The 13,889-nt window shown below is 38.8% G+C and carries 14 protein-coding genes; all 14 read right to left on the bottom strand.

Annotation, left to right across the window (positions count from 1 at the left end; all coding sequences use genetic code 11):
* Positions 1-11: 11 nt before the first annotated feature.
* The 14 genes from BALCAV_RS00300 to hepT all read right to left on the bottom strand — a co-directional run bounded on the left by BALCAV_RS00300 (position 12) and on the right by hepT (position 13,886).
* Complete coding sequence (locus BALCAV_RS00300) at positions 12-1,109, bottom strand: prephenate dehydrogenase (RefSeq protein WP_003323152.1); 1,098 nt, start codon at positions 1,107-1,109, stop codon at positions 12-14.
* A gap of 107 nt (positions 1,110-1,216) precedes the next feature.
* Positions 1,217-2,320, bottom strand: coding sequence for a histidinol-phosphate transaminase (gene hisC, locus BALCAV_RS00305; RefSeq protein WP_003323153.1), 1,104 nt, complete (start codon positions 2,318-2,320; stop codon positions 1,217-1,219).
* A 43-nt stretch (positions 2,321-2,363) separates the two neighbouring features.
* Positions 2,364-3,176 carry a tryptophan synthase subunit alpha gene (trpA, locus tag BALCAV_RS00310; protein ID WP_003323154.1) on the bottom strand — a complete coding sequence of 271 codons (813 nt, stop codon included), beginning with the start codon at positions 3,174-3,176 and terminating at the stop codon, positions 2,364-2,366.
* The gene (gene trpB, locus BALCAV_RS00315; protein ID WP_003323155.1) at positions 3,157-4,368 is read right to left on the bottom strand and encodes a tryptophan synthase subunit beta; all 1,212 of its coding nucleotides are present in this window, start codon (positions 4,366-4,368) and stop codon (positions 3,157-3,159) included. Before trpB ends, trpA begins: the two co-directional genes overlap by 20 nt.
* Positions 4,346-5,008 carry a phosphoribosylanthranilate isomerase gene (locus BALCAV_RS00320; RefSeq protein WP_003323156.1) on the bottom strand — a complete coding sequence of 221 codons (663 nt, stop codon included), beginning with the start codon at positions 5,006-5,008 and terminating at the stop codon, positions 4,346-4,348. Before BALCAV_RS00320 ends, trpB begins: the two co-directional genes overlap by 23 nt.
* Positions 4,992-5,765 (bottom strand): indole-3-glycerol phosphate synthase TrpC, encoded by a 774-nt coding sequence (gene trpC / locus BALCAV_RS00325; protein ID WP_003323158.1) that lies wholly within the window; start codon positions 5,763-5,765, stop codon positions 4,992-4,994. Before trpC ends, BALCAV_RS00320 begins: the two co-directional genes overlap by 17 nt.
* A complete protein-coding gene (gene trpD, locus BALCAV_RS00330; protein ID WP_003323159.1) occupies positions 5,758-6,783 on the bottom strand; it encodes an anthranilate phosphoribosyltransferase in 1,026 nt (341 codons plus the stop codon). The genes trpC and trpD overlap by 8 nt, the downstream gene beginning before the upstream one ends.
* Positions 6,776-8,287 carry an anthranilate synthase component I gene (trpE, locus tag BALCAV_RS00335; protein WP_003323160.1) on the bottom strand — a complete coding sequence of 504 codons (1,512 nt, stop codon included), beginning with the start codon at positions 8,285-8,287 and terminating at the stop codon, positions 6,776-6,778. Before trpE ends, trpD begins: the two co-directional genes overlap by 8 nt.
* Before the next feature lie 257 nt (positions 8,288-8,544).
* Positions 8,545-8,928 carry a chorismate mutase gene (aroH, locus tag BALCAV_RS00340; protein ID WP_003323161.1) on the bottom strand — a complete coding sequence of 128 codons (384 nt, stop codon included), beginning with the start codon at positions 8,926-8,928 and terminating at the stop codon, positions 8,545-8,547.
* A 5-nt stretch (positions 8,929-8,933) separates the two neighbouring features.
* Positions 8,934-10,016, bottom strand: a complete 1,083-nt coding sequence (aroB, locus tag BALCAV_RS00345) for a 3-dehydroquinate synthase (RefSeq protein WP_003323162.1) — start codon at positions 10,014-10,016, stop codon at positions 8,934-8,936.
* Positions 10,016-11,188 carry a chorismate synthase gene (gene aroC, locus BALCAV_RS00350; RefSeq protein ID WP_003323163.1) on the bottom strand — a complete coding sequence of 391 codons (1,173 nt, stop codon included), beginning with the start codon at positions 11,186-11,188 and terminating at the stop codon, positions 10,016-10,018. Before aroC ends, aroB begins: the two co-directional genes overlap by 1 nt.
* A 184-nt stretch (positions 11,189-11,372) precedes the next feature.
* Positions 11,373-12,149, bottom strand: coding sequence for a CheR family methyltransferase (locus BALCAV_RS00355; RefSeq protein WP_003323164.1), 777 nt, complete (start codon positions 12,147-12,149; stop codon positions 11,373-11,375).
* Between the two features lie 155 nt (positions 12,150-12,304).
* Positions 12,305-12,748 carry a nucleoside-diphosphate kinase gene (gene ndk / locus BALCAV_RS00360; RefSeq protein WP_003323165.1) on the bottom strand — a complete coding sequence of 148 codons (444 nt, stop codon included), beginning with the start codon at positions 12,746-12,748 and terminating at the stop codon, positions 12,305-12,307.
* A 166-nt stretch (positions 12,749-12,914) separates the two neighbouring features.
* Positions 12,915-13,886 carry a heptaprenyl diphosphate synthase component II gene (gene hepT / locus BALCAV_RS00365; RefSeq protein ID WP_003323166.1) on the bottom strand — a complete coding sequence of 324 codons (972 nt, stop codon included), beginning with the start codon at positions 13,884-13,886 and terminating at the stop codon, positions 12,915-12,917.
* Between the last annotated feature and the right edge of the window lie 3 nt (positions 13,887-13,889).

Genomic DNA, 13,889 nt, shown 5'->3' on the forward strand with positions numbered 1-13,889 from the left:
CTCTCCTTCATTTACAAAATCGATGTCTCATAAAGGGCTTGTTCTAGACAATCTTTCGCAAGCTCACGATCTTCTTCTGAACGAAAGCTTAAACGTAAAACCCCCATAATATCTTCTCGCGTTTCTAAAATCCGAATATTCGTTATGCTAATTTCGTGATCAGCTAAAATGCTCGTTACATCAGAAATGACACCTGGGTGGTCTGGAACATCAACAAATAAATCGTAAAAGGAAGGGATCGCTCCTTTTTCACGGACAGGCATTCGATCACGGAAAGCTTTCGCCTCATAAAAATATTGATAAATAGTTTCTTTATCCTCAGTTTCTAACAACTGTTTGACATCTTCCATTTCATTAATCCAATTAGAAATTAACTCTAATAAGACTGCTTTATTATGAATAAAAATATCCCGCCACATGATAGGACTAGCCGAGGCAATCCGAGTAATATCTCGAAAACCACCAGCTGCAAGCCTAGAAAGCAAAGGCTCTTCCGACTCAAGTTTCCGCACTTGATGTACAAGGCTTGTTGCGATCACATGCGGAAAATGACTAATCGCTCCAGCCAAAGCATCATGTTCTCCTGGAGCCAAGTTTACAAATTTCGCCTTCGTTCCTTTTAACCAATTTTGTAATTGGATCATCGCACGATTATCCGTTGTTTCCGTAGGGGTTAAAACGTAAAAGGCGTTTTCAAATAAATGAGCTTTTGCCGCCTCTACTCCTGTTTTATGTGAGCCTGCCATTGGATGGCCACCAATAAACGTGACATTGCTTCCTAACAAAGCCGCTGATTTTTCAACGATACGAGATTTTGTACTTCCTACATCGGTCATAATCGCACCAGCTTTAAATGTATATTGACTCATTTCCTCAAAAATTTGTTCTGTTTTCGAGACCGGTGTGGCGATAATAATTAAGTCAGCTTCCTTTACCCCTGCTTCAATCGAATCACTAATTTGGTCAATTACTTTTAATGATTTGGCGATTTTTAGCTGTTCCGCTTGGATATCAAAACCGTAAATCGTACAATTATGTTCTTTTTTTATCGCCAAGGCAATTGAACCACCAATTAAACCTAAACCGATAATAAACACGTTCTTTTTCATGATGTTCTCCTCTCCACCCTAATAAATGCTCCTAATTTCTCTCTATAATCAAACAAGCAGAAAACGTCCTTCATCCATAAAGATGAAAGACGTTTTTCATCTAAAACTTAGTTCACCGTAGCTACTGACGATTGCAATAACTTCTCTAAAGCAGAAAATAAATGCTCGTTTTCTTCCGCTGTTCCAATCGTAATTCTAGCATAGCTTGGATAACCGAGCGCTTCACCTGAGCGAACAATAATCCCTTGCCTTAACAGAAAGTCAAAGACATCATTCCCTTTCCGTTTAAAGTCAACGAGAAGAAAATTCGTTTGTGAAGGGAAATAGGAGAGCCCATTCCGTTCGCAAAAAGCGACGAATTTTGCCATTTCTAATCTATTTTTCTCGGCACAACTCATAATAAACGCTTGATCATCAATCGCTGCACTTGCTGCTACGTGAGCAAGATTTGTATTATTAAAAGGTGGCCTAACTGGGTCTAATGAACGAATAAATTGTTCATTTGCGACACCGTAGCCGATTCGTAATGAAGCTAAGCCATAAGCTTTCGAAAACGTTCTTAACACGACTAAATTTGGATACTGTTCTAATAAAGGAATCGTATCTGGATAATCAACCGCATCAACATATTCAACATAAGCTTCATCCGAAACGACGAGAACATCTTTTGGAACTTGTTTCAAAAATTGTAAAAAACGGTCTTCTCCGACATACGTACCTGTTGGATTATTTGGATTACAGACCCAAACCATTTTTGTCTTTTCATCAATTGCCGAAAGCATCCCCTCTAGATCATGGACCCCGTCTATTAAAGGAACTTCTTTAATTTCCGCTCCTTCAATCGTTGCATTCAGTTTATATTGGGAAAAGGTTGGAGCTGCTGTCACCGTGTTAGATTCAGAAGTTAAAAGGGCCCTACATAAAAATTGAATCACTTCATCTGAACCATTACCAAAAATCAATTGCTCTTTTCGTACATTTAAAAAACGAGCCACTTTTTCTCTAACCACAGCAGCGTAACCATCCGGATAAACCGCTAAACTTTCTAACGCATCTTGAATCGCTTTTTTAGCCTTCTGTGATGCGCCATATGGATTTTCATTTGAAGCTAGCTTAATTACTCGCTCTAAGCCAAGCTCTTTTTTTACTTCTTCTATCGGTTTTCCTGGTTGATAACTTGGAAGACCTAATAATTGTCCTTTTATTTGCATTAGTCTTTAGCACCTCAACTTGTGAAAGTATCTATCCTCTATGTTACGATGAAATGAGAGATGTGACAAATGTTTTTAATGAAATTAGGGCATCTTTTCTGAATTTTTCACTTTTTAGTGATTGTTCTAACTTTTCAATTTCGCTCACAAGTGCACTTCCAACAACAACTCCATCCGAATATTGATTCATTAAGCTGACTTGTTTTGCATTTGAAATTCCAAAACCAACCGCAATCGGAATCTCACTCACCGCTTTGACCGTTTGTAAAAAATCGTAGACACGAGGATCAATTTCTTCTCTTGCACCTGTTACCCCTAAAGAAGAGACGCAATAAAGAAAACCTTGTGCTTGCTCGGCGATTTTCTCGATTCGTTGTTTTGATGTAGGAGCAACTAATGAAATGAGCGATAATCCGTTAGCGGCACATAATAACGAAAGCTCTTCACTTTCTTCAATTGGTAAATCTGGAACGAGTAATCCGTCGATTTCCAACTCTTTAGCTTTTTTTACAAAGTGTTCCACACCGTATTGTAAAACAGGGTTATAGTAAGTGAAAATAACGACAGGGATCGTCAGGCCCTTTTTTCTCATAATAGGCACTAGATACATCGCTTTTTCTAATGTCATCCCACTTGCTAATGCTCGTTTGGAAGCAGCTTGAATTGTCGGCCCATCTGCTAATGGATCCGAATAAGGAATCCCTAACTCCAGTATACTCGCTCCAGCTTCTTCTAAAGCTAAAGCAATTTCGATCGTCGCTTCAGCCGTCGGATCGCCAGCTGTAATAAATGGAATAAAAAGTTTCTCATGTTTTTTGGTGATTTCTTCAATTCTATTATTCACTTTTGTTTTCATGATTTTCACCTCTGAAGTATTTCTGTAACGTATGGACATCCTTGTCACCTCGACCTGATAAGCATACTAAAATGACATCGTCTTTTGTTAATAACGGGGCCCGTTCAAACGCTTTGGCTAATGCATGAGCGCTTTCAATCGCAGGGATAATCCCTTCTTTTTCCGATAAATATTTCAAGGCATTCAAAGCTTCTTGATCCGTGACCGCTTCGTAATCGACAAGTCCACTTTTCGCTAAATAAGCATGCTCCGGACCAACTCCTGGATAGTCGAGTCCCGCTGAAATCGAATAGGGCTCAATGATTTGTCCATGCTCATCCTGAAGTAAATACGTTAAAGAACCGTGAATCACCCCTGCTTTTCCTTTTGTAATCGTTGCGGCATGTTGAGTCGTCTCAACCCCTAGACCGGCCGCTTCCACCCCGATCATGTTTAAACCATCGTTTAAATAAGGATAAAAAGTTCCAATCGCATTGCTCCCACCACCTACACAAGCAATAATCTCTGTCGGTAATTTACCTTCTCTTTTTAAAATTTGTTCTCTTGATTCATCCCCGATTATCCGTTGAAAATTACGGACCATTTTTGGATAAGGGTGTGGACCTACAACAGAGCCAATTAAATAAAATGTATCTTCTGCATTGGCAACCCAATAACGAATCGCTTCATTGGTCGCATCCTTTAATGTTTGACTACCCGAGGTCGCTGGAATCACTTCTGCACCAAGTAACTCCATTCGAAAGACATTTAACGCTTGTCTTTCCATATCTTCTGCCCCCATAAATACTTTACATTCTAAGCCAAATCGTGCGGCAATCGTTGCAGAAGCTACGCCGTGCTGTCCTGCTCCCGTTTCGGCAACAATTTTTGTTTTTCCCATCCTTTTTGCGAGTAACGCCTGGCCGATAGCGTTATTTAGCTTATGAGCCCCTGTATGAAGTAGGTCTTCTCTTTTTAAATAAATCTTGGCCCCACCTAATGCTTCTGAGACATTTTTTGCATACGTCAAAGCAGTCGGTCTTCCCGCATATTCTCGTAAATGATCATGATATTCATCTAAAAAAAGAGGATCATTCATAGCCTCCTCTAATGCGGCTTCCAATTCCTCAATAACACTCATTAATGTTTCTGGAACATACTTGCCGCCAAAATCGCCAAAACGTCCTCTATTATCTGGATATGTTGTGTGCATTCTGATTCATCCTCTCCACTAGTTGCTCCACTAATCGTTTCGATTTCTCTCCATTTTCTTCAATCCCACTTGATACATCGATTCCATCTGGTTGAAACCTTAATAACTCATCGATATTATTGGGGTTAATTCCACCGGCAATCACAAGCGGGACCCTTTGTTTTTTAGCTTCCTTTTGATAAGCAGGAATTTCGCTCCAATCAAAGGAGTGGCCTGTTCCACCCCAAGCACCTTGAAATTTACAGTCGATAATAAAACCGTCTACAAGCCCTGAAAAAGCAGCCATATAAGCTAACGCTCCTTCTCCACTATGAATCACTTTCCAAATGGGAATGTCTACTTTTTCTTTTAAGCGTGCGATGTCTTTCACAGATTCATTCCCATGGCATTGGATGACATCAATAGGTAACCTTTCGATCGTTTCTAAAATCATCTCAATCGTTTCATTCACAAATAAAGCAACAATCTTTTTCCGCGTTAACAAGTCTTGATAAGTGTTAAGCCATTCTGATACTTGGTTAATGGTCACTTGTCGTTTGCTTTTAGCAAAAACAAAGCCAATATAATCGGCTTTGCTTTTTAATGTCACGAAAACATCTTTTTGCGAATGGTTGCCACATAATTTAAGTGTTGGCTTCAACCTTTTCTCCCCCAAACAATGTCTGAATCCCTATTTCTGGACTAGCTGCTCGCATTAAAGACTCTCCGACCAAAATCCCATTGGCACCAGCTCGTAAAACCGTTTGAACATCTTCACTAGTTAAAATGCCACTTTCACTTACAAATAGACTTTCTTTCGGGACGATTTCACCCATTTCCTTCGTTTGTTCTAATGACGTTTTGAAAGTTTTTAAATTTCTGTTATTAATCCCAATCATTTTTGGTGTAAAGACATCAAGGAGTTCTTCTAATTCTTCCTTCGCATGGACTTCCACTAAGCATTCTAAACCATTTTGATAAGCATACTCATAAAGCTCTTTTAGCTCCCTTATCGGTACTGTCCCCACAATTAAGAGCATCGCATCAGCCCCAATACGAACCGTTTCATCAATTTGTGCTTTACTAATTATAAAGTCTTTTCGCATCACTGGAATCGAAACATGCTTTTTTATCTCGGTAATATAATCTCGTGATCCTTGAAAATATTGAATATCAGTTAAGACTGAAATCGCGTCAGCTCCGCCTTTTTCATACCCAATCGCCGTTTTGATGGGATCAAAATTGGGCTCGATCACACCTTTAGAAGGGGATGCCTTTTTCACTTCAGCTATTAAACCAACCGAACGATTTTTATTTTTTAATGCTTTATATAAGGAATAGTTTGTTACAACTGCCTGTTCTGGTAAAACTAATGTGGAAATTTCTTCTTTTTTTGTTGCGATAATTTGCTCAAGCATGCTGTGATTCCCTTCTTTCACCTTGTAATTGTAAAAAATGCTCATACACTTCCCCGGTTTCCACTCTTTTTTGCACGAGCTCTACCCCTTCTTGAATAGAAGCAACTTGATCGGCACCATAAAGGGCGACACCAGCATTTAAATAAACGATATTTTGTGATGAAACATTGGCTTTTCCTTGTAACACTTCTAGAATTAACTTCGCACTTTCTTCAGGCGTATGCACTTGGATCTCCTCTAATTTACCACGAGTTAAGCCAAATTGTTCAGGCGTTATTTGATAACGAATCCGTTCATTCCCTTTAATTTCAACCACATCGGTAAAAGTCGTAATCGAACATTCATCAAGCCCTTCTCCACCTGATACGACTAAAGAATGTTTTGTTCCTAACCGTTGCAAAGCTTCTGCCATTTTATCTAACATCTTTACATCATAAACACCTAATAACTGGTGCTTCGCTTGAGCTGGATTGGTGAGCGGTCCTAATATATTAAAAATCGTGCGAAACCCTAACTCTTTACGAGGTGTAACTGCATGTTTCATCGATTGATGGTAAAGAGGGGCAAATAAAAAACAAAGATGATGATTCTCCAATGATTTTGCCGCTTCGTCCGGTGTACGCTGAATGTCAATACCCAAATGTTCAAGCACATCCGCACTTCCACTTTTGGATGAGACCGCCCGATTACCATGCTTTGCGACTTTTATCCCAAAAGAGGACAAAACGAGCGCAACGGTTGTAGAAATATTAAACGTTCTTAATGAATCTCCACCTGTCCCACAAGTATCAATTAAGTGTTCGCTATTATAAGGAATCATTAATGAATGGCTACGCATCGCTCGGGCAAACCCTGTTATCTCATCGACGGTCTCGCCTCTAAACCTCATAACTGTAATAAAACTAGCAATTTGTGCTGGCGTTGCGAGCCCATTCATAATCTCATTCATCACTTCCTCGGCACTGGTCTCTGATAAAGTTTCCCCATTTAAACAAGCATTTAAGTGTCTTTTAAGCATCGACTTTGACCTCCTCATAGCCAAACATTTTTTCTGCCATTTGTACCGACCTTATTAACGCCTTTGCTTTATTTTGCGTTTCTTCATATTCCTTGATCGGCACTGAGTCGGCAACAATCCCTGCTCCTGCTTGCACATAAGCTTTTTGGTCTTTTAAAATGAGCGTTCGAATCGCAATACAGGAATCAATATTGCCATCAAATCCTAAATAACCAATTGCTCCAGCATAAATTCCTCTTTTAGTAGGCTCCAACTCTTGCAAAATTTCCATCGCCCTTATTTTCGGTGCCCCCGAGACTGTCCCTGCCGGAAAAGAGGCCATGAGAGCATCTAGTGGTTTAACACCTGTACGGAGCTCGCCTGTTACTTTTGAAACGATGTGCATCACATGCGAAAATTTTCCGATTTCTAACAAAGTAGGTGTTTGGACTGAACCATATTCTGCAATCCGCCCGACATCATTTCGAGCAAGGTCAACAAGCATATAATGTTCAGCCCGTTCCTTCTCATCTGCTAATAGCTCCTCTTGTAACCTGCTATCTTCTTCTTGACTTAGACCGCGTTGTCTCGTCCCGGCAATCGGATGAATTTCAACATGGCCGTCTTGAACTTGCACGAGTCGTTCAGGTGAACTACCGACGATTTCTAAATCATCGAACTTTAAATAAAATAAATATGGAGATGGGTTAACCATTCGTAAAACCCGGTAAATCTCTAAACCAGATGAACGAACATCAACTTCAAAGCGCTGGGATAACACAGCTTGAAAAATATCGCCGGCCCGAATATACTCTTTAATCCGCTCAACGTCTTTTATAAAACGACTTTTATCATAATTTGATTTTACCTTTTCAAAGCTTACTTCTTGTTCAAAAGTAGGAGAGGATTTAATCGATAAACCTCGAATTGGTTGTTCTAATTTTAGGACGATACTTTTTAATATGCTTACCGCCTCTTCGTATTGATTAGATAACGTTAATTCAGAGTCAATCGGCTTATGAACAATAATCGTCAATTGCTTTTGCACGTGATCATACGCGATTAATGTTTCACAAAATAAAAATTGATAATATGGAGCGATGTTGGTTGTATTTGGTTTTAAGACAGGCTCTATCGTTTCAATTGCATCATAGCTCATATATCCGACTGCCCCACCTTTAAAAGGGATCGGCAAATCAATGGGTGCTACATCGATAAGGGTCATTGTCGCTTCATATGCTTCCTCAAATGTCTCGGCATTAATGATGGGGTCTTTCTTTTTTGAGTAGGTGATAAATCGACCATTCTCTTCAACTAACTCATAAAGTGGATTTAAACCGATAAACGAATAATTCGACCAAATTGAGGCCTCATCATTGCTTTCTAATAAAAAGCTCACTTCTTCTTTAAGTTGATGAACGATTTGAATTGGCGTTAGTCCGTCCGCAAAAAATTGCTCAATGACAGGAATTGTTTTATGTTGTTTAGCCTGTTCAGAAAAAGCTAAATAAGAGGTTTTTATCATGTATATCGCTCCTTCATAAAAAGAGGGAGGATAAATTAAGGAGGGGTACGAGCACAAAAATATTGGCCCGAAATGGAGAATACATATAAAAAACCCTATGACCAATAGGCATAGGGTGTATATAAACATCCTTTGCTCCGCTCAGCTCTCCTCAACTAATCTCATACTCTTCTCATCTCATATTTTCATTTAAATATCTTAATAACTCTACTCTTCTCACTATGGATTCACTCTATAAGAATCCTTCTACTGTTAGTTTAAACCGACTCGCTTTGATCCGTCAAGACTAAATCTGGTCTTAATTTCACTGCATCATTTAAATAAATGTGAGTGATTTGATCCTGGGCAACATCTGTATTCACCGTCATCATAATTCGAATACAGTTCTCTAAACTTCCCGGAACAGCTATTTCCCTGGCACACATAACAGGAACATAATCAAAGCCTTCAAAACGACGTAACGCTTTAGCAGGGAACGTCGCGATTAAATCCTCTGTTACGGTTATCAGCACTTGTGCGACATCTTCTGGTTGTATCTCGTTTTTTTCAATCATTAATGCGAGCAATTCTTCTGTAGCGTCTAATACAATCTCTTCAACATCTTCTTTTACTGTAGTCGCACCTCTGATTCCTCTCACCAATACAATCACTCCCCAAGCATTTTTTCTATTAGCGTTAAAATCTCCTTCTCGTCGACTTCTTCCACTTGGACAGAACCGACCTCTTTCATTAAAACCATCCGAATGATACCTGCATTGACTTTTTTATCTTTTTTCATCGTAGCAAGTAACGACTCTGCCTGTAATGTTTTCGGTAGATTTGTATCATAGCCCAATTGCCTCAACCATTGTTTGAACTCATTAATTGGTAATTTCACCTGATAAAGCTGTTCACTTAAGCGCATTGCAAAAATAATCCCTAGAGCGACTGCCTCCCCATGTGTCATTTTTCCGTAACCTAATTGAGTTTCAATCGCATGGCCAAGTGTATGACCTAAATTCAAATGGGCTCTTACCCCTGCTTCCTTTTCATCTTCCGCTACAATTTCTGCTTTGACAGCAATCGATCGTTCAAGCAACTGCTCTAAAAGAGAAACATCTAAATCAACAAAGGAATCAATTTTTTCTTGTAACCATTGATAAAATTCAGGCACTTGAATTAAACCATGTTTAAAAGCCTCAGCAAACCCTGAACGCCACTCTTGCTCTGGTAATGAAACTAAAAGCTCAGGGTCATAAATAACCATTTCTGGTTGATGAAAAGCACCAATCATGTTTTTGCCTAAACGATGATTGATCGCAACCTTTCCTCCTACACTACTATCATGAGCAAGCAATGTCGTTGGAATTTGTACAAAGCGAATACCACGCATATAAGTAGCCGCAACAAATCCAGCAATATCTCCTACTACACCACCACCTAAAGCAATAATCATCGAATCTCTGTCTAATCCATTTTCTAGTGCAACCGTTAAAAGCTGCTCAAATTCAACAAATGATTTAGAAGCTTCTCCAGCAGGCACGACCGCTTCAACAAGTGGATAATGATCTTTTAATTGATTTTTCACTCTATCTAAATAAAGTTCGGCGACTGTGGAGTCTGTAATAATAAAAATCGAAGTAGGTTGCTTTTTCCAGCTTTTCAACATCGGCAAAAGCTTATGGAGACAACCGGCTTCAATCCATACATCATAACTTTTGGACTCTGTTTGAACCGCGACCTTTCTCATTAAAACTTCCTCGCCTCTTCATGATGAAGCCCAATATTCCGTTCGATCGTCTCGATCCGATCTTGACCAAACGTTTCTAATAAGGCGTTCGCTACTTCCCATGCTACAACCGCTTCAGCTACGACAGATGCAGCTGGAACCGCACAGCTATCCGAACGCTCAATACTGGCCGCAAATGTTTCTTTTGTTTCAATGTCTACACTTTGTAATGGCTTATATAAAGTTGGAATTGGTTTCATGACCCCACGTACAACAATAGGCATCCCATTTGTCATACCACCTTCAAACCCACCTAAATGATTGGTTTTACGTGTATATCCTTTTTCCTCATCCCAAATAATTTCGTCATGAACTTGGCTTCCTGGTTTTCTTGCTGCCTCAAAACCAATCCCAATTTCAACCCCTTTAAATGCATTAATACTCATAACCGCTGCCGCTAATTTCGCATCAAGTTTGCGATCATATTGAACATGACTTCCAAGTCCAATTGGAACACCTTCAATCACAACCTCCACAACTCCTCCAATTGAGTCACCTGCTTGTTTGGCTTCATCAATCGCCTCGATCATTTTTGTTGACGCCTCTTCATCTAAACAGCGAACTAACGAAGCTTCTGAACGATCCTTTAAATCTTGAATGGAGCTATAATCGGTATGTTCGGCTTTCACACCACCAATTTCTAACACATGACCGCCAACTTGAATGCCAAATGTCGATAAGATCTTTTTCGCCACAGCTCCTGCTGCTACCCGAACCGTTGTTTCACGAGCTGAGGAACGTTCTAATACATTTCGCATATCACGATGACCATATTTAATCGCACCATTTAAATCAGCATGACCTGGTCTCGGTCTTGAAATTTTACGTTTTACTTCTTTCTCTTCTTCCTCTGATAACGGTTCTGCTCCCATAACTTTTGTCCAATGGGTCCAATCCTTATTTTCGACAACTAACGCAATCGGTGCACCTGTTGTTTTTCCATGACGAACACCACTCGTTATGTGCACTTGGTCCTTTTCAATTTGCATGCGGCGACCACGGCCATACCCGCCTTGTCTTCTTGCTAATTCGGTATTAATATCTTCTGCCAACAATTCTAATTGAGCTGGAACGCCTTCAATTATCGTTGTGAGTTGTGGTCCATGTGATTCACCTGCTGTTAAATATCTCATCTACGTCTCCTCCTCCAACTAACCACCAATCTCTTTATCGCTTTTATGCGTTAAATTATAACATATTTATTTTGATTTGTGTGATTAATTTCTCTTCATTCTATTTGATTATTTAGCCATTCTACCAAAAATAATAAAATACGTCTAAATCATTTTCTTTTTTTTCAGAAAAATATAAGATTCTTTAACTCATTTTCCGATAAAAGAAGGTCTCATCTGCTTCTAATTGATATTGTTTCGCTTGAAAAATTTGTTCCGTACTGCCAACGAATAATATTCCCCCTGGCCGTAAAGCTTGACTAAACTTTTGATACAGCTCATGTTTGGCTTCTTCTGTAAAATAAATCATCACATTTCGACACACAATTAAATCGAAGCCTGTTTCAAATCGGTCAGCAAGTAAGTTTTGCTTCTTAAAAGCAATCGACTTTTTTACTTCGTCATTGATGCGATAACCAAGTGCTTCCCGCTGAAAATAGGTCTTTAATTTCTGTTCTGGTACTTGTTGGACAGAACGTTCTAAATAAAAACCATTTTTGGCCCGCTCCATAATTTGTTCATCAATATCAGTGGCTAAAATCATCTTTTCTCTTAATCGGACAAAATCTGAGAGCATTAGCGCCAATGTATACGGTTCTTCTCCAGAAGAGCATGCTGCACTCCAAACCTTTAATGAATTTGTTTCTTTCACCAATCTCGGTAAGATTTTCCTTTGTAACACATTCCAACGGTTGGGATTTCGGTAAAATTCCGAAACATTAATTGTCATCCGCTCAAGAAATTCATCAAACAACACTGGCCGTTCTTTTATAGCTATAAAAAAGTCCGAAAAAGTAACGAATCCGTGTTTATTACGTAAAGTCGTTAATCTCCTTTTCATTTGTGTTTCCTTATATAAAGACAAATTAATTCCCGTTACATTATGTATATTTATAATAAAATCATGATAGTCTTGGTCCATCTTCTTTCTCCCCTTCTCTTCATTCCCCCTAATCATATACGCAACAACAAAATAATTCTAGTTAAATAGCCTCCACCTGCTACAGCTAACCGAGGAAATTTATTTCTTTCATAAAAAAACTACCCTCAAATGAAGGTAGTTTTTCTACGTATTAATTAAACCCAAACGTTAACGGCTTTCTCATATTCACAAAGCTCTTCTGCTGTAAAGAAGATTCCGATTTCACGTTCAGCACTTTCAGGAGAATCTGAACCATGGATAATGTTCATTGATAATTGTGCTGCATAATCGCCACGAATCGTTCCTGGTGCAGAATCGGCTGGGTTAGTAGCTCCCATCATTGTACGTGCAGTTTTAATGACGTTTTCACCTTCCCAAACCATTGCAAAAACTGGTCCAGAAGTAATAAAATTCACTAACTCTCCAAAGAAAGGACGCTCACTATGCTCAGCATAATGTTTTTTCGCCGTTTCTTCAGATACAGACATTAATTTTGCTCCAACTAATTGGAAGCCCTTCTTTTCAAATCTTGTGACAATTTCACCGATTAAATTACGTTGTACTCCATCAGGTTTTACCATTAAATATGTACGTTCCATCTTATTGACCTCGCTTTCAAAATATAACAAATAAACAACAAACTTAGTATATCAAAAAAATAAAACGCTCTCAAACCTTTTTTTACCAATTTAGAACTTTCAATTTAAAAAAATAAAAAGGATGAATGTCTACAATTCTGATCACTCATCCTTTTTAATAAAACTATTAAAATTTACGGCGTCCAATATATGTAGCAATATCTGATAAATGTTGCTTTGCCTTAATATTAGGTAGTAAGTCAAGGCGCTCAAAAGCCTTCTTTAAGTACAGATCACTCATCTTAGTTGCATATTCAATCCCACCAGAACGCTTGATTACTTCTAAGAATTTGTGAAAATGCTCCTTATCCTGATTAGAACCGTTGAAGAAATCATTTAACTCCGCTTTTAATTGAGGTTTTTTTGTCAGTGCATAAAGAGCTGGTAATGTCACATTTCCTTGCAACAAGTCACCACCTGCTGGTTTGCCTAGCTGCTTTTCTGTCCCAATAAAATCTAAAATATCATCGGTAATTTGAAAAGACATACCAACATAATAACCAAACCAATAGAGTTGTTTTTGTACATCAGGATCCGCTTTAGACGCAATCGCCCCAAGCTGTGAGCTAATTGCAATAAGCAAGGCCGTTTTTCTTTTAATCCGCCGTAAATAGTGCCGCATATTTTGTTCCCAATTATATTGATCGCGGATTTGTTCAATTTCTCCTAAACAAATTTCAACCATTGCATTAGACATAATTTCATGAATGCTCGGATTTACAAAAATAGCCGATGTTTCGACCGCTTTTCCAAAAATAAAATCTCCTGTATACATTGCGACCCGATTATCCCATTGCGATTTAACCGTCTTTTCCCCTCTTCTTAACTCCGCATCATCAATCACGTCGTCATGAACGAGTGAACCCATATGAATAAGTTCAAGTGGAACCGCAATATGTTTTAATTTTTCTATATCATATTCACCAAATTTGGCTGCAAGAAGCACAAAAACAGGTCGAATTCTCTTTCCACCTGCTCTAAGCAAATGAACAGAGGCATCTTCTAAGATCGGATTCGCAGTTTGAACATTTTTTTCTAATTCACGTTCAATCGTCTTAATATCTTCTTTATAGTTTATATAAATATCAGCTAAGTTCATTCA

The sequence above is a fragment of the Alkalihalobacillus alcalophilus ATCC 27647 = CGMCC 1.3604 genome, from assembly GCF_000292245.2.
GTDB lineage: Bacteria > Bacillota > Bacilli > Bacillales > Bacillaceae_D > Alkalihalobacillus > Alkalihalobacillus alcalophilus.